We start from the raw sequence: 20,488 nt of genomic DNA, 5'->3' as shown, positions 1-20,488 counted from the left end.
CCCGGCCGGGGCGGAGTGTTGCCCGCCGGCTCAGCCCATGGGCTCCGGCTGCCAGTAGGCGTTGATGCAGGCATAGGGGTCGCCGGGACCGTAGGACGAGTTGCCGTTGTAGCCCAGCAGGATTGCGGCTTTACGTTCCTGCGCGACCGGGTGGCTTCCGCCGGGCTGCTCCGCTCCGATGGCCTGCAGGGCGGCGATGGCTTCCTCGTAGTCGCCCGGTTTGAGAGTCGCGTCGTAGTAGGTGGATGCCATCCAGTTACCGGCGAAGCAATCTGCAATGGCTTCCAGATCGGAGCCCGCGAAGCTGTAGTCATAGTTGGGGTAGTACGCATGCCACTGGATCCAGAGTTCGTCCTGGATATGGTGGCCATACTCGTGGGCCACCAGCGTGGCTGCAGCGAAGTCGCCGGGGTACTGGCTCTGTTTCTGGAAGATCTGTCCGGTCCACATCTGCTGCATGGTTGTCGCTGGGAGAATCATGGTCCCATTGTTGATGGACCCGGTGTTCCCATAAGGATCATTCGGGCAGTAGTAGGCGTTCGGATGGCTGTCATCGACGATTAGCGCTCCTCCACCCTGCGACGGGCACAGCGAGCGGTATGGTTGTTCCCCGCTGAGGACAAGCTCGTAGTTCAGGTGCGGCTGCTGAAACCCCTGCGCAAGGAACCATGCGTCCCATTTTTTATCCAGGTCCGCGATGATTCGGTTCAGATACTGGTCCAGGCTTTCCGCCGTCGTCTGCTCCGACATGCCGCTTCGCGGCGGGGCCGCGCCCTGCGGTGCCTGCTCGAAGGCCGCGTCCCGGCAGGCGGCTTCAGCCCCCGTCAGGCAGTTCGGGGAGGGTTCCTCCGGGGCTGACTCCCGGTCCCGCGTAGACGGGTCTGTGGCCCACGCAGTCTCGGGAACGGTCTCAGGGGTTGGAAACGGATTCGGCTGCGGTTCCTGCTGCGGAGTTGCCGAGGGTTCAGCCTGCGGGCTGGCCTGCCCGGGGTCCTGGCCGCTGTTCTGGGCGGTGCCCTGGCCGCTGTCCTGGGCGGACGGAAACTGGATACAGCCCGTGAGGACCAGGGCGAAAATCAGGACAAGAGCTCCGCTGAGCGGGTATCTGCTGGGTTTCACATCGTTCACCTTTTTCAAGGAGAAGATGCTGCCGCGGTCGGCAGCTGAAAGGTCAGCGGCGACGGGCAGGGGCCCAATCCCTTCACTGCTCCGGTAGTTTCCGGAGCGCCCCCAGCGTGAGGTTCTCGTGCCTTGGAAGACCACGGGCCGCGCAGGTGCTGCGGTGCCCCGCAGCGCGCCTGACGGCCGGCGGAGTCCAACGTGCGACCGTCATCGCTTCCACTGTAGGGGAGGCACGGCCATGTCAACCCCTCCGGAACAAAACCTTTTCCGCCAGGCTTCGGACAGGTCCGGCCCGGACCCGAACCCGCTGCTTTCCCGGCTCGGACTCAGCCGGCGGTCTGCGGCCTGGAGGCCACGGCAGGCCGGCTGTCCGCGCTGCCGCGGCTGCGCAGCCGGAAGACAGCCGTAGCGAGGAGGACCAGGGCCGCGGCGACGGCGGCCGCCACGGCGGTGGGGGTGTTTTCGAGCCCGCCGTTGACCCGGGACACCGCGATCCACGACAGGCCCCAACCGATCGCGACGGCGGGGGCGAGCCGGCCGCGTCCATACGCTGCGAGGCCGACGGCGACCAGCACGATGGCAGCCAGGACGGCGATGGACCAGGCCTCGGCGGGGAGGCCGAAGCCGCGGAAGCCCTGCGAGGTCAGCAGGGAAGCGGTATTGGCGGCAGTGGCGACGCTGACCCACCCGAGGTACAGGCCCAGCGTGCCGTCCACGACAACGGCCTCCACCCAGCTGCCGGGGCGGCATGCGGTGTACCGCACGAACAGCCAGGCCAGCACCGCGAGCAGCAGGACGATGACCGCCACGCTCAGGGGAACCGAATCTGCCTGAACGCTGAGGATCCAGGCGGCGTTGAGCACCAGCGACGCAGCCACGAGCCAGCCCAGGGACCGCTGCCTCGGGGAGGTACGCTGCCGCGGCAGCCACTGGTACAGGGTGTAGAGGCCCAGGCCGGTGTAGATGACGCTCCAGATCGAGAAGGCCGGACTGGCGGGGGCGAGGTAGGTGGCGTCGGCGGACAGGGCGCCTCCGGCCGACTCGGCCACCGGCGTTCCGCCGAACACCCCGACGCCGACCATGGAGCCGACGATGCAGAAGATGAAGCAGGCGATCACCGCGATCCGGCGGGCGAGGTCGGAGCCCCGGGCCGGCTCACGGGTTCGGGCTGCGGAGGATGTCGATGAAGTAGCCATAGTCGACGATAACAAAGGCTGCTTAGTATTTTCAGTCCTGAGTATCTCGGGCGCCTAACGATTGTTCCGAAGGGTTAGCCGATCGCCGCGCCACCATTTCACCCGCTCTCGCGGTTCGGCGAGGTTCAGTCCGCGTCCGGGCTCCGCCGTGCCGCCTTCCGCACCCGGCCGGCCAGGTCCCGGAGCCGGCCCTTGGCCCGGACGGCGAAGCCCGCCCCGGCGCGGGCGAGACGGTAGGCGCGGTACGCGGCGCGGTTAACGGGCAGATCCCAGGTGCCCGGATATGCGGCGGCCCGTCCGCCGAAGGATTTCTTGAATTTCGTGAAGCCGGCCCACTCATGCTCCGGGTCGTCGTCGGGCGCGATGCCCCACAGGTCCACGGTCTGCAGGCCGGCCGCGGCCGCGTCCAGGATCAGGTTGACCAGCAGCGGAACTCCCGCGTTGAGCCTGCGGTGCTCGAAGCTCGCCGCGGCATGGGCGTAGGTGCGGGTGTCGGAGGAGTCATAGGCGAGGGCCGCGGCGATCGGCTGCCCGTCGAGCCAGGCCAGGTGCAGGCTCGCTGCACCAAGCGGCATCAGGGTCTGCGCGGCCTGGCGGAGGTAGCTGTCCGGCTGCGGCCGGAACCCGGTGCGGGCTGCGGTCTCGTGCAGGAACCCCAGCAGGATCCCGATGTCGGCGGGATCCCGGGACACCGAGAAGGATACACCCTTCTTGTGGATGTTGCGGTGGATGTTGCGGTTGCTGGAGCGCATGTCGGCCAGCACGGCATCGGGGTCCCGGGCGATGTCGATCAGCCAGGTCAGGTCCGGCTGCAGGTTCTTCGGTGCCCGGACCAGGCCGCGTCCGGCCAGCAGCTGCTCCGCCGCGTCGGCGCTGATACCGGCGCTGACCGGTTCAATCCGCACATAAGCGGCCCCGCGGGAGCGGGCCAGGGCGGTCAGCGCCGCCAGCGCGGCGTCGAACCCCTCCGGCCCGGAGGCCACCGGTCCGTACGGCACGTACAGGTACCGGCCCAGCGCGGTCTTCTCCTCCACGGCCACAAACCGGTACTCCGGCTGTGCGGCCCGATGCACCACCTTGCCCAGGGATTCCTGGAAACGTGCCCAGGGTTCCGTCTGCAGGAACTGCTCCACGACTACCTTTCGTCGACTTCTTGGTCCATGTTCGTCGTCACGGCGAAAGCCAGCGCCCCCTGCGCGTGCTGTGCCGAATCGGCGGAAAGCTTGGCGATCACCGGTGCCTCGGCCGCCGGAATGAACGCGCTGGAGCCCTGCTCCAGCAGCAGGTTGCCCTTAGGGGAATCCAGCAGGATCGTGCCGCGCACGGCCAGCACCACGGTGGGCCCGTTCTGCAGCACCGGCACGTCCGCACCGGACATGGTGTGCGCCGGATCATAGGCCGGCTCGGCCGCCTCCCGGCTGGACAGTTCCAGCCGCTGCAGCTGGAACTCGGCGAACGGCGGGCGGTACAGCTCCTGGGCCATTCCGGTGAACCGGGGCTGGACCAGCGGGGGATCGATCGGCCGGAAGTCGACGGTCTTCAGCAGCTCCGGCACGTCAACGTGCTTCTGGGTCAGGCCGCCGCGCAGCACGTTGTCGGAGGACGCCATCACCTCGATGCCGGTTCCGCACAGATACGCGTGCAGGTTTCCGGCGGGCAGATGGACCGCCTCGCCGGGCTGCAGGCACACCCGGTTGAGCAGCAGGGAGATCAGCACGCCGGCGTCGTCCGGATACAGCCCGCCCAGCTCGCCCACGGTCGCCAGCTCACGCAGGTGGCCGTCGCCGTCGCCCTTCCCGCCTTCACCGCCGGGGCGGCCCAGCGGGGAGACGGCGGACACCGCCAGCCGGACGGCCTCCACCACTTCCTCGTCGCCGCGGATGAGGCGGCGGAACACCGCCGAGCAGCGCTCCGCTTCGGGGCGCCCGGATTCCAGTTCCGCCGTGATCCACTCCAGCAGGTCCGGCAGGGGAGTTCCCGTGCCCTCGACCACGGCATTCAGGGCCCGGAAACGCTGCGCGGAGGCCTCCGGGCGGCTGAAGCCGCAGAGCGCATCGAACGGCGTCAGCGCCAGGATCATTTCAGGTTTGTGGAACTCGTCCCGGTAGTTGCGGTCGGGCGCGGCCCGGTCCAGGCCGGCCTGGTCCTCCGCCGCGAACCCGGCCCGGGCCTGCTCGGCGGTCGGGTGGACCTGCAGGCTGAGGGGGGAGCCGGCGGCAAGGACCTTGGCCAGGAAGGGCAGCCGGGGACCGAAGCGCTCCATGGCCTCGACGCCCAGCGTGCCCTCCGGGTCGGCATCGATCAGGGCGTCCAGGGTGGCCGCGTCGTCGACGGGTGGACGCAGGGCGGACGGAGCGCCGGGGTGCGCCCCGATCCACAGCTCCGCCTCGGGCTCCCCGGACGGCTCACGGCCAAACAGCTCGGCCATGGCCGTGCGCGATCCCCAGGCATAGGGGCGGACGGTGTTGTCCAGCAGGTACATTTCTTTCCCTCCCGGGGTCGGTGCTGCGGTGGGCGGTGCGGGACAGCCCGGGCACCATGCGTCGGGACGCCGACGGCGGTGCGGGCCGGGGCAGGGGCAGGGCTATCCGGGGGAGCACTGTCCGTTGTTGTCCAGCAGCATGCCCAGGGTGGCGTCGTCCTGCAGGACGGCCAGTTCCTGCAGATACTCCTCCGTGATCTCCGGTCCGGGGGCGGCGGGCTGCGGTTCGGCCGCGGGTGCCTCGGGCTGCGGGGCGCCGTCTTCGGCGGGAGCCTGTTCCTCCGCAGGCGCTTCAGCCTCCTGGGGGGCCGGTTCCGGGGCGGCGGCCAGCCGTTCCTGCACGCGGGCATGAATGAGGTCGAAATCCGGATAGGTGACGAAGTTGTCCGCTGCGGTGCCGAAGTCCGGCGGGCCGATCGTCATGCTTTCCACCGGCTGGCTGCGCGCCTTCAGGGCCAGGTCGAGGAAGCTGCCCAGCTGGTCGGCGGGAATGTTGGTGGTCACCATCTGTTCGCCGGCGGAGGCGATGGACTGGAAGCGGGTGAGCAGGGTGGCCGGATCCAGCTGGCTGATCATCGCCTGCTGGACACATTGCTGCCGGGAGATCCGGTGGTAGTCGGTCACGAATTCCCGGGAGCGGGCATACCAGAGGGCATGGTAGCCATCCAGTTTCTGCACTCCCGGAGGAATCCAGCCGTCCGGCGGATAGTGACGGTTGGTACCGGGAATCTCGCCCGCGGTGATCGGCACCCAGCCTCCCGCGTTGACGGTGATGCCGCCCATGGCGTCGATGAGCCGTTCAAACCCGGCCATGTCCACGGTGACGTAGCCCTGCACCTCCAGGCCCAGGATGCCGCTGGCGGCATCCATCATCGCCTCGGCTCCGGGATCCGTTCCCTCCGGGTAGAGGTAGGGGTAGTTGTCGGTGACCACCTGATACAGGCTGTTCAGGATGCACTCGTCGCCGCAGTTGTATCCCTCGGGCCAGACCTCCCACAGCGGGGAGTCCGCGCCGAAGGGGGCGTTCTGGAAGTTGCGCGGCAGGCTGAAGGTCGAGGTCCTGCCGGTTTTCGCGTCAACGCTGATCACCGACATGCTGTCGGGGCGCAGGCCGGTGCGGTCCGCCCCGGCGTCGCCGCCCATCAGCAGGAAGTTGTAGCGGCCGTCGACGGGATCGAAGGCGGGCCCGGCCTGGAAGACGCTGCCCACGGTCTGACGGCTCACGTTCAGCAGGTAGGCGCCGTAGCCGAGGCTGCCGCTGGTCACCGCCATCAGGGCGGCAAGGGACACGGCGACCACGGGGCGGACGCCGCGGCGGAGCAGGGGCGGACGGATGATCCGCAGCGTATCGAGGAACAGCAGCGCCCAGCCGACGGCGAGCAGCGCCAGCACCGCGATGATGATGATGGACACCCACCCGTGGGTGAGCAGGTCCACCAGCCGGGCGCGGCTGGTCAGCGCGAGCACCAGGGCGGCCAGGGCCAGGACCCAGACGCTGAAGGTGACCAGCAGTGCCCGCCTGCCCAGCCGCCGGTCTCCGGCGACCACCTGGGCGGAGCCCGGCAGGACCAGGGTCAGCAGCAGCAGGATAAAGGCCCGGCGCGTGCGCAGGCCCTCCGGTGCGGCCTGCGGATAACGGACCGGGTCGGTCAGCGGCGTGCCGGTTCGGGCTGAGGCGGGATGAGTCACGGCGGGCCTAGGCGGGCGGGGCGACGGACGCGCGAAGGTTGGCGCCCTTGGCCATGGCGGTGCGGCGCAGGCCGTCGGCGAAGTCCACCAGCTGCTGCTGCAGCTTGGCGGCCAGCGGGTCGGTTCCGGAGGCCAGCATCCGCACTGCGAGCAGGCCGGCGTTGCGGGCTCCGCCCACCGAGACGGTTGCCACCGGGACCCCCGCGGGCATCTGCACGATGGACAGCAGGGAATCCATGCCGTCGAGGTACTTCAGCGGAACGGGAACGCCGATCACCGGCAGCGGGGTGAGGGCGGCAAGCATGCCGGGCAGATGCGCGGCGCCGCCGGCACCGGCAATGATGACCCGCAGGCCGCGGCGGTGTGCGGTGCGGCCGTACTCCAGCATCTCCTCCGGCATCCGGTGGGCCGAAACCACATCGGCCTCGAAGGGGATGTCGAACTCCGCCAGGGCCGCCGCGGCGGCGTCCATGACGGCCCAGTCCGAGTCCGAGCCCATCACCACACCGACCAGGGGGGTCTGCGCCTTGTTCATTCCTGTCCTTCCGAATCCCGGCCGTCGCGGATGATCGCAGCCGCCCGGGCGGCGCTGCGGCGCAGTGCCGGCAGGTCCGCTGCGCTGCGGCCCACGGCGTTGACGTGCCCGATCTTACGTCCGGGGCGGACGGATTTGCCGTAACCGTGGACTTTGACCCCGGGTTCGGCGGCCAGCGCGGCCGGGTAGGCCGAGAAGAGGTCCTGGTTGGCGCCGCCCAGATAGTTCTTCATCACGGCCACCCCGCCCAGCAGGTCGGTCGCGCCCAGGGGCAGGTCCAGGACCGCGCGCAGGTGCTGCTCGAACTGCCCGGTGACCGACCCATCCATGGTCCAGTGCCCGGAGTTGTGCGGGCGCATGGCCAGCTCGTTGATCAGGAAGCCGGGGGAGCGGCCGGGGGTCTCGAACATCTCCACTGCCATCACTCCGGTGACGCCCAGCTCGGCGGCCAGGCGCAGCGCCGCGTCACGGGCGGCCTCGGCGGTTGACGGGGAGAGTTCCTGGGCGGGCGCGATGACCTCGTCGCAGACGCCGTCGACCTGGATCGAGTGGACCACGGGCCAGGCGGCGCAGGCACCGCCTGGGGTGCGCGCGACCAGGGCGGAAAGCTCACGGGAGAACGGCACCTTCTCCTCGGCCAGCAGCGGGCCCTGACCGAACCAGTCGGCGGCGGCCTCGGCGTCGGCGGCGTCGGCGATGATCCGCACCCCCTTGCCGTCGTAGCCGCCGCGGGGAGTCTTCAGGACCACCGGCCAGCCGGCCGCCTTGCCGAAGTCCACCAGTTCTCCGACGGAGGCCACGGCGCTCCAGCGCGGATTGGGCAGTCCGAGCCGCTCGACCGCGGCGCGCATCACCAGTTTGTCCTGGGCATGAACCAGCGCCTCGGGGCCGGGCTGGACGTTGACGCCGGCGGCCTGCAGGGCACGCAGGTGCTCCGTGGGCACGTGCTCGTGGTCGAAGGTCAGCACGTCCACGCCGCGGGCGAACTCCGCCAGCGTGTCGTAGTCGCGGTAGTCGCCGACGTCGGCGGAGCGCACCGCGGAGACGGCGGAGACGTCGGGAGCCTCGGCGAGGACCCGAAGGTCAAAGCCGAGGGCGGTGGCGGCCGGTGCCATCATTCGCGCCAGCTGGCCGCCGCCAACTACGCCGATTACTGGAAAAGTCACATCCCAAGGGTACCGAACGCGGCCGGACGAACCTGCTCGGTTAACGGCCGATCATCGGGTGCGCCGGGGAAACTGCCAAGGTTGGCAGGTATTATCGCTCTGGCCGCCGTGCTTGTGCCGCGGCCTCCCCACCCCGGTGCGCCCCGCCTCCGGGATTTACGCTTTAACGCCCACGGAGGGTCATGTTTGCAACGTTGTCGGCACGGATCAGGAGCCTGGCTTCCCTGTTTTGGCGGGAGGTGGCGAAGTTCGGAACGGTGGGGGCCGTGGCCTTCGTCATTGACAACGCGATGACCTGGATTCTCATGCACGGTGCCCTGGAAGGCAGCCCGGCCAAGGCCCGCTTCGTGGGGGCCTCGATCGCCACCCTGTTCTCCTGGGTGGCCAACCGCTGGTGGACCTTCCGGCACCGCCGGCAGTCGAACGTGGGCCGGGAACTGGCGCAGTTCCTGCTCATCAACGGCGTGGGCATTGTCATCTCCACCGGCTTCACCTGGGTGGCGCGGTATCCGATGGGCATCACCGACAACAACGTGCTGTTCATGGCCGGCGTCGTGGGGATCGTCGTCGCCACGGTCCTGCGGTTCTTCGCCTACCGTTTCTGGGTCTTTAACGCAGAGCTGGACGAGGAGCCCGGTTTCGAGGCCGACGCCGAGGCGATCCTCGGCAGCCCCCGGCAGGCCGCCAAGCCGGCCGAAGCGTCCGGCGCGCGGCCCGAAGCCGTCAGGCCCCGGACCGAGTCGTAACCCGCTCCGCAGCCAGCAGCGCCTCATCCGGCGTCCGCCCGTCTCCGGTGAGGACCACCGTTCCGCCGGCCTGCCAGGCTGCCAGGGCGGCCTCGACGGCAGGCAGCAGCCCGGCTTCCGCCTGCACGAGCACCACCGGCGTCCCGTCCCCGGCGGTGCCGTCCAACCCCGGGCCGGCCAACACAGCCGACCACGGGAGGGTCCCCTCCGGGGAGGCCAGGGCCGGCTGCTCCGGGGACGGTGTGCCGAAGTCGTCGAAGCTGTCGGCGAAGGAGCGGACCTCGGCGGCGTAGTCCACGGCCCCGGCCGGAAGGTCCTGGTCCCAGCGCATCTGCAGTGCTCCGAGGGCCACCGCCACGGGCACTCCTGCAGCCGCATCGAGCGCTTCCCGCTGCGCGGAGGCTGTCGCGAAGACCTCGACGCCGGCCCCGCCCGCCGTGCCCCGGTCCGCCGCGTCCGGGCCGCCGTCGGCCTGCCCTGCCTCCACCGCCGAGCCGGCCGCCCAGGCGCCGAGGACCAGGACCAGGGCCTTCCAATGCACGGGAAGGTGCAGCCGAAGCGCCGTCCCCGGCGCGGCATCCAGCTCTTCCACCAGCAGGTTGGCAGTCTTGGCCGCCCAGTTCTCCAGCACCCTTCCGGACAGCTCCACCCGCTCCGTATCCGCGCCGTACCAGACCAGGGCAGGCGAACTGGCCTGGGTGGTCCGCAGCTGGGAAAACAGGGCCTGCATCGGGTTGTCCATGGGAACCTCGGTTTCTGTCCGGAAACGCTGACGCTTCGATGCTACCGGCGGCCCGGCGGCCGGAAGCCCCGGCCGGCGGGCCGAGGGCGCCCGCGCGGCGGAAGGGCCCGGCCCCCGGTCCGGTGAGCCCGGAACGGCGCGGTGTGCCGTTCCTGCTAACCCCCGGGACCGGCGCGCCGATAAGTACCTGCGGGAATCCCGGGCGTGGCGAAGTCCGGGAATCACCGAGGAGTTGTATAGGATGCCGGGACAGCTTGACGCCGCCGTATTACACACGTGTAATTTGGGTACGGATTTGTTCCAGCAATCCACGTTCGCAGTCGACGTCCGCGGCTCCGCGCGGGCCATCCATCCGCTGCTGGGGCAATAACACCGGGAGGAATCCATGGGGCAAGCTGAACAAACGCACGACGTCTCTGCCGCTGCACCCTACGCGGGACGGTCCGTGCCCGGCGACTGGTATGTCGATCCGGCCGATCCCTCCGCAGCGGACCGCTACCGCCAGGACGAGGCCACGAGCCTTGAGGAACAGGCAACAGCCTTCCTCGCTGCGCACGAAGCCCTGGACGGGTCGGAGGACCTCGATCCTCCCGTGGCGCTGTTCGCCCCGGCGCCCGCTCCCACCTGGCTCGGCCTTCCCGGCGACGCCGGCGACTACGAGGGTGAGCTCGGCTGGCAGGCCGATGCGCTCTGCGCCCAGACCGACCCCGAAGCGTTCTTCCCTGAGAAGGGCGGCTCCACGCGGGACGCGAAGAAGGTCTGCGCCGGCTGCGCCGTGCGTGTGCAGTGCCTGGACTATGCGCTGGCCAATGACGAGCGTTTCGGCATCTGGGGCGGGCTGTCCGAGCGTGAACGCCGTCGGCTCAGGAAGCGGGCAGTCTAATTCGTTCGCGTGTCCGTGTATGTGCCGTCGTGGTCGCCCACAACGGCGCGCAGTACCTTCCCCACACCCTGGACGCCCTGGCCGGTCAGAGCAGGCCGGTGGATTTCTGCATCGGCGTGGACACCGGGTCCGACGACGCCTCCGCGTCCCTGCTGCAGCTGGGCCTTCCGGTAGGCAGCCCGGTGATTGCCGCCCCGGAGCGCAGCCGCTTCGGCCAGGCGGTCAGCGCCGGTCTGGCTGAACTTCCCGCCGCATTCTCCGACGGCGCCGAGCAGGAATGGATCTGGCTGCTGCACGACGACTCCGCTCCCGATCCCCGGGCGCTGGAGGAACTGCTCCTGGCCGTGGAGCGCGCCCCGTCCGTCGCGGTGGCCGGCGGCAAGCTGGTGGGTTGGAACAACCCGCGCCGCCTGGCCGAAGCCGGCCTCTCCGTCAGCCGCTGGGCGGAACGCCTGACCCTGATCGACGCCGATGAGCTGGATCAGGGGCAGTACGACGCGCGCAGCGACACCTTCGCGGTCAACTCGGCCGGGATGCTGGTCCGCCGTGACGTCTGGACCGCCCTCGGCGGGTTCGACCCCGCGCTTCCCGGTCCCGGCGACGACATCGACCTGTGCTGGCGGGCCCGCCTGGCCGGTCACCGGGTCATCGTGGTGCCGCAGGCGAGGATCCGCCACGCCGGCTCCAGGACCCCCGCTGCCCAGGCCGCCTGGGCCGCACGGCGCAGCGAAACCCAGCTGCGCCTCAAGCATGCCCCCGGCTGGCAGGTGCCGTTCCTGGCTGTCGGCGCGGTACTCGGCGGGCTGTGGCGCTTCCTGCTCGGCATGGTCGCCAAGCAGCCCGGCTATGCCGTCCGCTCCCTGGGTGCAAGCGTGGCCGGCGTGCTGCATCCGCTGGAGCTGGCCCGCTCCCGCCGTGTCGCCGCAGCCACCCGGACCAGGCCCCGCAGCGCCGTCAACGCCCTGGTGACCGGACCGCGCGAGGTGCGCGAACACCGCCGTTCCCTTTTCGAGTCGCGGGCGGCCTCCGGGGCAGATGAGGCCGGCGCCGTCGGCCCTTCGGCACACGAGCCGACGGGCGACCTGCACGATGACTTCACCGATCTGGCAGCGCCCTCCCGGACCTGGGTGGGGCTGGGGGCGCTGACCGCGGCGCTGGTGCTGCTGGGCGCCTCGCTGCTCGCGCTGCGCGGACTGCTCGGAGCGCCGGCCGCGGCCGGCGGCGCGCTGCTGCCCGTCTCCGAACGGCTGGGCGACATCTGGGCGCACGCTTCGGGCTGGTGGTCCGCCGTGGGGGCAGGGGTTCCGGGGCACGGCGACCCCTTCGATTATCTGCTGTGGCTGCTCGGCGCAGCCGGGGCCGGCAATGCCAACGCCGCCGTGCTGGTCCTGCTGCTGATCGCGCTGCCCGCCGCCGGGGTGGCCGCCTGGTTCGCGGCCGGTGCGTTCACGCGCCGCAGGGGCCTGCGGTTCTGGGCCGCCATGGCCTGGGGATCCGCCCCGGCGCTGCACCTGGCCCTGGGGGAGGGCCGGCTGGGGGCGGTCATCGCGCATCTGGCGATTCCCCTGGCCGTGCTGGCCACGGCACGGGCGGTGGGCGCCGGCGGCACGGAAACCGCAGCCGCGCCGGGTCCGAACGAAGCCCCCGTGCGCCCGCGTCCGGGCACCGGCGGCATGCCCAGCTGGACGGCCGCCGCCGGAGCCGGCCTGGCCTTCGCCGTGCTGGCCGCCTGCTCTCCGTCCACGGTGCCCGTCATGGTGCTCGCGGTCGTTGCGCTCATGCTGGGGCTGCGGCGGCGGGCACGCACCCTGTGGTGGGCCCTGCTGCCGCCCGCAGCCGTGCTGCTGCCCAACGTCCTTTCCGCCCTTTCCGGGAACCCGAGGGCACTCGCTGCAGACCCCGGGCTTCCCCTGGGCTTCGCCGCAGCGGATCCCTGGCAGCAGCTGCTGGGCTACCCGATCCGCTTTGATATCTTCGATCCGCTCTCGGAGACGCTGCCGGAGACAGTGCCCTGGGCGCTGGCCGCGGCACTGATCATCGGGGCGCCGACCGTGGTCCTGGCCGTGCTGGGCCTGTTCCTCGGCCCCAGGCCGGGCCTGGCCAGGCTGTGCTGGCTGCTGGCCCTGGCCTCGCTGGGCACCGCAGCGGCCGCCGGCCACCTCGCCACCGGCGCGGCGGCGACGGGCATCGTGGCCCCGTTCCCCGGACCGCTGGTCGGCATCGCGGGCTTCTGCCTGCTTGCGGCGGGCCTGCCCGCCGCGCAGGCCCTGCTGGGAAGCCGCCGGCAGGGCGCCCGACGCCGGACCTCCCCGCAGCGCGCACGCCGCACCTCCGCCGTCGTCCTCACGGTGCTGCTGGGTGCCGGGCCCGCCCTGTCCCTGGCCGCCTGGACCGTTCCGACGCTGGTGGACGGTCTGGACGCCGGCCCGGTGCTGCCGGGCAGCCGGATCAGCGTGCGGGAGTCGGCTCCGGCCACCCTGCCGATGACGGCCGCGGACCGTGGAACCGGCCCGGAGCACACGCACGCCCTGGTGATCGGCACCGACTCCGCCGGCACCGTCACCGCGGCGCTGATGCGCGGCAGCGGCACGACCCTGGACTCGCTGTCCGCCGCCGCCTCATCCCGCGCCGTCGTCGGCTCCGATCCCGCCGGGCAGCTTGCCCGGGACGACGCCGCTGCCGCGGACATCCGCCGCGCCGTCGCCATCATCACCGAAGGCAACGGCACCGACCCCGGCGCGGAACTGCACCGCCTCGGCGCGGCCTTCGTCGTGCTGCAGCATTCCTCCACGGCCTCGGAGCTGCTGGCCTCGCGGATCGACGCCGTACCGGGCCTGGCCGCGGTCGGCAGCACGAACGCCGGCTGGCTCTGGCGGGTCACCGGAGACCTCGATGAGCAGGGCACAGAAGCCGAATCCGGGCAGATTGGACGGGTGCGGGTCGAAGCGGAGGACGGCGCCACGGAAGCCGTCCTGGACTCCGGCCTGCAGGACGCCTCGGGCGAACTGCAGCCGGGCGGCGAGGGTCGCCGGCTGGTGCTGTCCGAACGCAGCGATCCGGGCTGGTATGCCCAGCTGGACGGCAGGCCCCTCGAGGATGCGACGGACGGGTGGGCGCAGGCCTTCGCCCTGCCGGCGGAGGGCGGCCACCTGGAAGTGGGGTACAGCAGCCCCTGGCAGCCGTGGACCGAAGTGGTCCAGGCCACCGTCCTGGCCCTGACGCTGCTGCTGGCCGTCCCGGTCCCCGCCCGCCGGACGGCTCCGCGGCTGCCCGGCGCAGCGGCCGGAGCCGGCCTGGCTCCGCCGCCCGCACCGCCGGCGGCTGCACCGGCTGCCTCGCCGGAAACAGCCGCCGCGCCGGCTCCGGCGACAGTCACGGGGGAACCTCCGGAGTCCCGGCCCAACGACATGACCGACGCGGAGAATCCGGCAGGCCGGCCCGCTGCCGAGAAGGCGCGCCACGAGGAAGAGGCACATTGATGGCAGTCAGGAAGGCGGCACCTGCCCGGCGTGCCGGAACCGGTGCCGGCCCGGGGCGGGCCGCCGCGGGAGCCGGAATCGTTGCGGTCACCGCCGCGCTGGTGGCGGCGGGAACGCTGGCCGGTGCCGGCGGCGCGGGGCGCACGGTAGCGGCTCCGCCGGTGGAGGTACCGGCCCCGGACCTGGCGGCCGTCTGCGCCGAGCCGCCCCGGCTGCTCTCGGGAAACGTCGCCGGAACGGACGCCCAGTTCAGCCCCGCGTCCGAATCCGCTCGTACCCGGGTGAAATCCCTGGTCCTGGCCGAGGCCGGGAGCGCGGCTCCGGACGCACGGCTGGATACCCTGGCCGGAGAGACGGTGCGCGCCCTCGGCGGCTCCGACGAGACCCCGCTGACGAACGTGCGCGGAGCCGCCACGCTGCCCGCGCAGGAGGTCGGCGCCGCCACCGTGCTCAGGGTGGACCCGGCAGGCGTGCGGCAGGCCCTCGCCAACGCCCAGCTCACCTTCACCGCGGACGACGGCGACCTGACCGGCCTCGCGGCCGCAAACTGCCAGGCGCCCGGCAACGACATTTGGCTGGCAGGGGCCAGGACGACCGTGGGCGTTTCCACGGTCCTCCAGCTGACGAACGCTTCGGCGACCGCGGCAAGCGTGGACCTGGACATCTACACCGGGGAGGGCCCGGTGCAGTCCGCCGGTACCCGCGGCCTCGCGGTGGCCCCCGGGGAGACCCGCTCCGTGGTCCTCGCTGGCCTGGCCGCCGGGCAGGAGGCGGTGGCGGTGCACGTGCGCAGCTCCGGCGGTCCGGTCGCCGCGGTCATCCAGCAGAACATCCTGCGCGGGCTCACCCCCGGCGGTGTCGAACTGATCCAGCCTGCCGCGTCGCCGGCACAGCGCCAGGTCATTCCGGGCCTGAGGCTGCAGCCCGCCCAGGACTCGGCCCGGCTCAGCCGCGACCGCTACGCCTCCGCGGCCAGCGCGGTGCAGGTCACCGTCCCGGGAACCACGCCGGCCGCTGTGACGGTCCGTGCCATCGGGACCGACGGCCGCAAGCAGGTGGTCGCGGAACGGTCCGATGTGCCCGCCGGCCGGTCCGCGCTGCTGCCCCTGGACCTGCCGCCGGGCAGCTGGACCCTGGAAGTGACATCCGACGTTGCGGTCCTCGGAGCGGCCGTGTTCAGCCGCGGCACGGACCCGGAAGCGCCGGCCGACTTCGCCGTCGCGCCCTCCGCGGCGCGGCTCAGCGGCGAGCAGCTCGCCCTCATGCCCGCTGCGGGCAGCGCTTCACTGGTCCTGACCGCCCCGGCCGGCCCGGCCGAGGTGCAGCTGCTGGCCGTGGGCCCGGACGGGGCCGTGGTGGGTGAGCGGCTGCTTGACCTCGCTGCGGCCGGCACCGTGACGATCGCACCGTCCGACGTCGGCGGTGACGCGACGTCGGCCCTGCTGATCAGTTCCGCAGGTGACGAGGTGTATGCCGCGCAGGTGGTTTCCACCGGAGAGACCGGCATCTCGACCGTGCCGGTGCCTCGGGGCGGCATCGGCGGCCGCAGCGTGGAGGTCGGGCTCGGCTACTGAAGCGGCCGGTAGCGCCCGTAACCAGGGTCGACCGCTTCGGGTTCGAGGTTCATATGGGTGGCCAGCTGCTCCACCACCACGTCATGGACCAGCTCCTCCACGGCGACCAGGCCCCGGGCGGCTGACTCGACCGGGCGCCGGTACACGGTAATCACCGGGGGCCGACCGCGGCCGCCGGGCTCTGCAGCGCCGAGGGGCACGGGTTCCCCGGACCGGGCCAGGTCCTCCAGCCCGGGCGGAATCTCCGCCACCATGAACTGGTAGGACTGGAGCTGTTCGCCCCACATCCGTTCCAGCCGGGCGGCGGACTCCATGACCCAGTCCTCGAAGCGTTCCCCCCGGGTGCGGGAGCCCGCCAGGTGCCGGGGGATCAGTTCCCCGCGCAGCCCCCGGCCATGCCGGTTCCGCCGCCGAAGCCGGTACGGCCGGCCGGTGCCGGAAGCCTCGGAATCGATCCGGAGCGGCGATGCAGGAGACATACGCCCACTGTAACCCTTGGCCCGGGCCGCCGTCCCGGCAGCCGGGCCGGGGGAGACGGCAGGCCACGGCGTGCCTTCGGCCCTGCCGCGGCCGGGCGCTGTAGAGTGGTCCTCCGTGGAATCAATACGCCAGTGCTCACGATCCGCCTGCCGCAACCCCGCGGTGGCAACCCTGACCTACGTGTACGCCGATTCCACCGCGGTGCTCGGGCCCTTGGCGGTTTACGCCGAACCGCACTGCTACGACCTGTGTTCCCAGCACGCCGACCGGCTCACCGTGCCGCGCGGCTGGGAAGTGCTCCGGCTTGACCTGGCCGGACAGCCGCGCACTGCCCGACGGGATGAGCTCTCCGCCATCGTCGACGCCGTCCGCGAACCGGAGGCGGACACCGAACCGGAAACCGATCCCGACGGCCCGCGCCGCCCCGGGCGCCACGTCATCGAGCCGCCCGCCGACGCCCCGCTCACCCGGCGCGCCCACCTGCGCGTGCTGCGCGAGCAGGGCTGAACCGGCCTCAGCGCGCCGCTTAACCCCGCCCTGAGGTCGGACCGAGGCGCTAGGCTGGGAGGGAAGGGCCGCAGTATCGGCGGCCGCCGTCCGTCCTGAAGGAAGAGCCCGGCCCATGGCAAAACTGACCGCAGAACTGCTGGCGGTGCTGCGCTGCCCCGTGACACGCACCCCGCTGGTCCAGGAAGGTGACGAGCTGGTGTCGACCGGCCCCGGCGCCACCTTCCGCTACCGCCTCGACGAAGGCATCCCCGTCCTCCTGCCGCAGCAGGAGTCCAGCCCGGCCCCCGCCGACGGCACCGACACCACCAACTGAGGATTGACACGCGTGAGCTTTGACTACAAGGTAGCCGACCTGTCCCTGGCCGAAGCCGGCCGCCACCAGATCCGCCTGGCCGAGCATGAGATGCCGGGGCTGATGGCGCTGCGCCGCGAATACGGCCCCAGCCAGCCGCTGAAGGGCGCCCGCATCGCCGGCTCCCTGCACATGACGGTGCAGACCGCCGTCCTCATCGAGACACTCACCGCCCTCGGCGCCGAGGTCCGCTGGGCCTCCTGCAACATGTTCTCGACCCAGGACGAAGCAGCCGCCGCCATGGTGGTGGGTACCGGCACGCCCGAGGATCCCCGCGGCGTTCCCGTCTTCGCCTGGAAGAACGAGTCGCTGGAGGAATACTGGTGGACGGCCGAGCAGATCCTCACCTGGCCTGAAGGCTCCGGCGGCCCCAACATGATCCTCGACGACGGCGGCGACGCCACCCTGCTGCTGCACAAGGGCGTCGAGTTCGAGGCCGCGGGCGCGGTTCCCCCGAATCCGGCCGAGGACGATCCCGACTACTCCCACGAGTACACGATCATCCTGGACCGGCTGCGCGCCTCCCTCGCCTCGGACCCGCAGAAGTTCACCCGTATTGCCGCCGGCATCCGCGGCGTCACCGAGGAAACCACCACCGGCGTGCTGCGCCTCTACCAGCTGGCCTCCGAAGGCAAGCTGCTGTTCCCGGCGATCAACGTGAACGACTCGGTCACCAAGTCCAAGTTCGACAACAAGTACGGGATCCGCCACTCCCTGCCCGACGGGCTGAACCGCGCCACCGACACGCTGATCGGCGGCAAGGTCGCCGTCGTCTGCGGCTACGGCGACGTCGGCAAGGGAGCCGCCGAGGCCCTGCGCGGGCAGGGCGCCCGGGTGATCGTCACTGAGATCGATCCGATCTGCGCCCTGCAGGCTGCCATGGACGGCTACCAGGTCGCGCGGCTGGAATCCGTGCTGGACCAGGGCGACATCTTCATCACCACCACCGGCAACAAGGACATCATCATGGCCCGCCATATGGCGGCGATGAAGCACCAGGCGATCGTGGGCAACGTCGGGCACTTCGACAACGAGATCGACATGGCCGGCCTCGCGAAGGTGCCCGGCATCCGCAAGGTGGAGATCAAGCCCCAGGTCCACGAGTGGATCTTCGATGAGGGCACCGACACCCAGCGCAGCATCATCGTGCTCTCCGAGGGCCGGCTGCTCAACCTCGGCAACGCCACCGGCCATCCGTCCTTCGTGATGAGCAACTCCTTCGCCAACCAGACCATCGGGCAGATCGAGCTGTTCACCAAGCACGGCCTCGCTCCCGAGGACGGCGGGTACGCGAACCAGGTCTACGTGCTGCCCAAGCTGCTGGACGAGAAGGTGGCGCGCCTGCACCTGGATGCCCTGGGCGTGGAGCTGACCGAGCTCACCAAGCCGCAGGCCGAGTACCTGGGCGTGGACCCGGCAGGACCGTACAAGCCCGAGCACTACCGCTACTAGGCGGAACAGGCGGAACAGGCGGAACGGAAAGGGCGGATGCGCAGCACGCATCCGCCCTTTCCGTTCCACCCACGCCGGCTCGAATGTTCCGTCCAGGGACCGGCTGCTATTCGAAGGGCAGCCGGTGCAGGCGCTGCGCCAGCATCTCGCTGCGCTGCCGGCGCCCGGCAAGACGGTGCAGGTCCCGGTTCCGGCGCTCGGACAGCAGCGCCAGCAGGAACGCCTCGGGGTGCGTGTGCGGCGGGGGCGGGGGCGCGGTGTAGCCCGCAGCCTCCGCGGCAAGGGACGCGCCAAGAGCGGCCCGGGACGCCGGCGCCATCCGGGGAGCCTGCATCAGGAAGCGGTGGATCCGGCGGGCGAGGCCGTCGGGCAGCCGGCCCAGATCCGCCAGCGCCGCCCACGGCTGCAGCTCCACCGGGGTATGCAGAGGCGCGGGCCGCTGCGCCGCCACCCGGTCCCGCAGCGAGTACGTACCGGCCAGCATGTCGCCCACCCGTTTGGACCGCTCGTTGAACACAGCGGCCAGGAAAGCCACCGACCCCAGGGTCAGGTAGATCTCCAGGATGCCCACCAGGGCCCGGATGAAGGCGTGCCGGAAACGGACGGCGCCGCCGTCGTCACGGACAATCCGCAGGCCCATGGCCAGCCGGCCGAGCGAGCGGCCGCGGGTGAGGGTCTCCACCGCCACCGGCAGCAGCAGGAAAACCCCGACCACGGTGAGCAGCAGGGCCGCCTGGGCGGCGGCCGGATCAAGCCGGTCCAGCAGCGGCGACATGAGCGCAAGCAGCAGGACGAGCAGGATCACCTGCGCGGCGACGTCGATCGCTGCCCCCAGCATGCGCGCGCCGAAGGACGCCGGACGCAGCTCCAGGACCACGGCTTCGCCGGTGACCACACTTCCCATGCCGTTTCCTCCCCGTCCGTTCCGAAGCCACTCTACCCAGCGCCGCAGTCCCGCCGTGCGGGGACCGGCGCAGCGGCGGTCCGGGCGCTAGGGTAGAGCCCGTGGACATTGACGCCTTCAGCACCGTGAACCGGGCCGACTGGGACCGGCTGGACCAGCTGGCTGCGCGGCGGCGGCTGAGCGGCGTCGAGGCTGATGAGCTGCTGCGCCTCTACCAGCGCACTTCCACCCACCTCTCGATGGTCCGCTCGGTGGAGCCGGAGGGCGCGTTGTCGGCGGCCCTGTCCATGCGGCTGTCCCGGGCCCGGACCCGCCTGACGGGCGCCCGTTCCAACTTCGCCGAGGACCTGGGCACGTTCTTCGCGTTCTCGCTGCCGGCGGCCTTCTACCGGATCCGCTGGCTGACCGTGGCCTGCATGGCGGCGTTCATCCTGGTCGGCTGGCTCAGCGCGGCCTGGGTGGCCGGCACCCCGGGGGCCCTGGCCGCCATCGGGACGGACAGCGAGATCCGGCGGTACCTGGAAGATGACTTCATCAACTACTACTCGGAAAACCCGGCCGCCTCGTTCGCCGGGCAGGTGTGGACCAACAACGCCTGGATCGCCCTGCAGTGCGTGGCCTTCGGTATCACCGGGATTTTCGTGCCCTACGTCCTGCTGGTCAACGCCGTGGGCGTGGGCCAGTCCGCCGGACTGTTCGCCGCCTACGACCGGCTCGACGTCTTCTTCAGCTACATCCTCCCGCACGGGCTGATGGAGCTGACTGCGGTGTTCATCGCGGCCGCCGCGGGACTGCGGATCTTCTGGGCCTGGGTGGCGCCCGGGCGGCGGCGCCGGCTGGACGCGCTGGCGGCGGAGGGCCGGTCCCTGATGACCGTGGGCCTTGGCCTGGTCCTGGTGCTGTTCATCTCCGGGCTGGTGGAGGGGTTCGTTACGCCCAGCAGCCTCCCGGTGGGCGTGAAGATCGGGATCGGCGCGGCTGTCCTGGCCGCGTACTGGGCCTACACGCTGATCCTGGGCCGCCGGGCATGGCGGGCCGGCCACCGGGGCGACCTGTACGTGCGCGACGCCGGGGACCAGGTCCGCACGGCCTGACCAGGCGGCGGCTTGGTTACGGTCCGGGGTGGCGGCCATCCCGCAGTCCGCTCTGCCGGTAGTGTCTTTGGGAGGACAGAAG

At 71.4% G+C, this 20,488-nt stretch carries 18 protein-coding genes; 8 read left to right on the top strand and 10 right to left on the bottom strand.

Annotation, left to right across the window (positions count from 1 at the left end; translation table 11 throughout):
- Positions 1–30: 30 nt before the first annotated feature.
- The 7 genes from AC5RV6_RS12625 to AC5RV6_RS12595 form a co-directional block, all read right to left on the bottom strand.
- Positions 31–1,128: a neutral zinc metallopeptidase gene (locus tag AC5RV6_RS12625; RefSeq protein ID WP_494008083.1), complete on the bottom strand. Its 1,098-nt coding sequence runs from the start codon at positions 1,126–1,128 to the stop codon at positions 31–33.
- Positions 1,129–1,448: 320 nt separating this feature from the next.
- Positions 1,449–2,318 (bottom strand): TspO-related membrane protein, encoded by an 870-nt coding sequence (locus tag AC5RV6_RS12620; RefSeq protein ID WP_494007676.1) that lies wholly within the window; start codon positions 2,316–2,318, stop codon positions 1,449–1,451.
- A 125-nt stretch (positions 2,319–2,443) separates the two neighbouring features.
- Positions 2,444–3,451 carry a lipid II:glycine glycyltransferase FemX gene (locus AC5RV6_RS12615; protein WP_494007675.1) on the bottom strand — a complete coding sequence of 336 codons (1,008 nt, stop codon included), beginning with the start codon at positions 3,449–3,451 and terminating at the stop codon, positions 2,444–2,446.
- Between the two features lie 2 nt (positions 3,452–3,453).
- Positions 3,454–4,800, bottom strand: coding sequence for a mannose-6-phosphate isomerase, class I (manA, locus tag AC5RV6_RS12610; protein ID WP_494007674.1), 1,347 nt, complete (start codon positions 4,798–4,800; stop codon positions 3,454–3,456).
- A gap of 102 nt (positions 4,801–4,902) precedes the next feature.
- Positions 4,903–6,489, bottom strand: coding sequence for an LCP family protein (locus AC5RV6_RS12605; RefSeq protein ID WP_494007673.1), 1,587 nt, complete (start codon positions 6,487–6,489; stop codon positions 4,903–4,905).
- Positions 6,490–6,496: 7 nt separating this feature from the next.
- Positions 6,497–7,024, bottom strand: a complete 528-nt coding sequence (purE, locus tag AC5RV6_RS12600) for a 5-(carboxyamino)imidazole ribonucleotide mutase (protein WP_494007672.1) — start codon at positions 7,022–7,024, stop codon at positions 6,497–6,499.
- Positions 7,021–8,190 carry a 5-(carboxyamino)imidazole ribonucleotide synthase gene (locus AC5RV6_RS12595; RefSeq protein ID WP_494007671.1) on the bottom strand — a complete coding sequence of 390 codons (1,170 nt, stop codon included), beginning with the start codon at positions 8,188–8,190 and terminating at the stop codon, positions 7,021–7,023. The genes purE and AC5RV6_RS12595 overlap by 4 nt, the downstream gene beginning before the upstream one ends.
- Positions 8,191–8,372: 182 nt before the next feature.
- Between AC5RV6_RS12595 and AC5RV6_RS12590 the strand changes: the two genes are divergently transcribed.
- A complete protein-coding gene (locus AC5RV6_RS12590) occupies positions 8,373–8,936 on the top strand; it encodes a GtrA family protein (RefSeq protein ID WP_494007670.1) in 564 nt (187 codons plus the stop codon).
- On the opposite strand, the gene AC5RV6_RS12585 is transcribed toward AC5RV6_RS12590, so the two are convergent.
- Positions 8,914–9,678 (bottom strand): TIGR03089 family protein, encoded by a 765-nt coding sequence (locus AC5RV6_RS12585; RefSeq protein WP_494007669.1) that lies wholly within the window; start codon positions 9,676–9,678, stop codon positions 8,914–8,916. The genes AC5RV6_RS12590 and AC5RV6_RS12585 overlap by 23 nt on opposite strands.
- Positions 9,679–10,063: 385 nt before the next feature.
- Between AC5RV6_RS12585 and AC5RV6_RS12580 the strand changes: the two genes are divergently transcribed.
- Genes AC5RV6_RS12580 through AC5RV6_RS12570 form a run of 3 tightly spaced genes read left to right on the top strand, consistent with a single transcriptional unit; the run spans position 10,064 to position 15,614 of the window.
- Entirely contained in the window at positions 10,064–10,561 is a 498-nt protein-coding gene (locus AC5RV6_RS12580) for a WhiB family transcriptional regulator (RefSeq protein WP_494007668.1), read from the top strand.
- A 29-nt stretch (positions 10,562–10,590) separates the two neighbouring features.
- Entirely contained in the window at positions 10,591–14,040 is a 3,450-nt protein-coding gene (locus AC5RV6_RS12575) for a glycosyltransferase (protein ID WP_494007667.1), read from the top strand.
- The gene (locus tag AC5RV6_RS12570) at positions 14,040–15,614 is read left to right on the top strand and encodes a DUF5719 family protein (protein WP_494007666.1); all 1,575 of its coding nucleotides are present in this window, start codon (positions 14,040–14,042) and stop codon (positions 15,612–15,614) included. Before AC5RV6_RS12575 ends, AC5RV6_RS12570 begins: the two co-directional genes overlap by 1 nt.
- Here the strand turns inward: AC5RV6_RS12570 and AC5RV6_RS12565 are convergent.
- Positions 15,608–16,093, bottom strand: a complete 486-nt coding sequence (locus tag AC5RV6_RS12565; RefSeq protein ID WP_494007665.1) for a metallopeptidase family protein — start codon at positions 16,091–16,093, stop codon at positions 15,608–15,610. The genes AC5RV6_RS12570 and AC5RV6_RS12565 overlap by 7 nt on opposite strands.
- A 115-nt stretch (positions 16,094–16,208) precedes the next feature.
- Here AC5RV6_RS12565 and AC5RV6_RS12560 point away from each other — a divergent pair, with 115 nt between their 5' ends.
- The 3 genes from AC5RV6_RS12560 to ahcY all read left to right on the top strand — a co-directional run bounded on the left by AC5RV6_RS12560 (position 16,209) and on the right by ahcY (position 18,408).
- Entirely contained in the window at positions 16,209–16,601 is a 393-nt protein-coding gene (locus AC5RV6_RS12560; protein WP_494007664.1) for a DUF3499 domain-containing protein, read from the top strand.
- Between the two features lie 115 nt (positions 16,602–16,716).
- Positions 16,717–16,917 carry a Trm112 family protein gene (locus tag AC5RV6_RS12555; protein WP_494007663.1) on the top strand — a complete coding sequence of 67 codons (201 nt, stop codon included), beginning with the start codon at positions 16,717–16,719 and terminating at the stop codon, positions 16,915–16,917.
- Between the two features lie 12 nt (positions 16,918–16,929).
- On the top strand, positions 16,930–18,408 hold the full coding sequence (gene ahcY, locus AC5RV6_RS12550) for an adenosylhomocysteinase (RefSeq protein WP_494007662.1): 1,479 nt from the start codon (positions 16,930–16,932) through the stop codon (positions 18,406–18,408).
- Between the two features lie 106 nt (positions 18,409–18,514).
- Here ahcY and AC5RV6_RS12545 read toward each other — a convergent pair whose 3' ends face one another.
- Entirely contained in the window at positions 18,515–19,312 is a 798-nt protein-coding gene (locus AC5RV6_RS12545; RefSeq protein WP_494007661.1) for an RDD family protein, read from the bottom strand.
- 101 nt (positions 19,313–19,413) lie between these two features.
- Here AC5RV6_RS12545 and AC5RV6_RS12540 point away from each other — a divergent pair, with 101 nt between their 5' ends.
- Positions 19,414–20,406: a stage II sporulation protein M gene (locus AC5RV6_RS12540; RefSeq protein WP_494007660.1), complete on the top strand. Its 993-nt coding sequence runs from the start codon at positions 19,414–19,416 to the stop codon at positions 20,404–20,406.
- The last annotated feature ends 82 nt before the right edge of the window (positions 20,407–20,488 follow it).

The organism is Arthrobacter saudimassiliensis, from assembly GCF_059090665.1.
The sequence above is the reverse complement of the archived record's forward strand: the minus strand, read 5'-3'. Positions and strand labels throughout refer to the sequence as shown.

Coding starts and splice junctions, on each gene's coding strand:
- AC5RV6_RS12620 (WP_494007676.1), bottom strand. CDS start 2,318: ATGGCTACTTCATCGACATCCTCCGCAGCCCGAACCCGTGAGCCGGCC.
- manA (WP_494007674.1), bottom strand. CDS start 4,800: ATGTACCTGCTGGACAACACCGTCCGCCCCTATGCCTGGGGATCGCGC.
- purE (WP_494007672.1), bottom strand. CDS start 7,024: ATGAACAAGGCGCAGACCCCCCTGGTCGGTGTGGTGATGGGCTCGGAC.
- AC5RV6_RS12590 (WP_494007670.1), top strand. CDS start 8,373: ATGTTTGCAACGTTGTCGGCACGGATCAGGAGCCTGGCTTCCCTGTTT.
- AC5RV6_RS12585 (WP_494007669.1), bottom strand. CDS start 9,678: ATGGACAACCCGATGCAGGCCCTGTTTTCCCAGCTGCGGACCACCCAG.
- AC5RV6_RS12580 (WP_494007668.1), top strand. CDS start 10,064: ATGGGGCAAGCTGAACAAACGCACGACGTCTCTGCCGCTGCACCCTAC.
- AC5RV6_RS12570 (WP_494007666.1), top strand. CDS start 14,040: ATGGCAGTCAGGAAGGCGGCACCTGCCCGGCGTGCCGGAACCGGTGCC.
- AC5RV6_RS12565 (WP_494007665.1), bottom strand. CDS start 16,093: ATGTCTCCTGCATCGCCGCTCCGGATCGATTCCGAGGCTTCCGGCACC.
- AC5RV6_RS12555 (WP_494007663.1), top strand. CDS start 16,717: ATGGCAAAACTGACCGCAGAACTGCTGGCGGTGCTGCGCTGCCCCGTG.
- AC5RV6_RS12545 (WP_494007661.1), bottom strand. CDS start 19,312: ATGGGAAGTGTGGTCACCGGCGAAGCCGTGGTCCTGGAGCTGCGTCCG.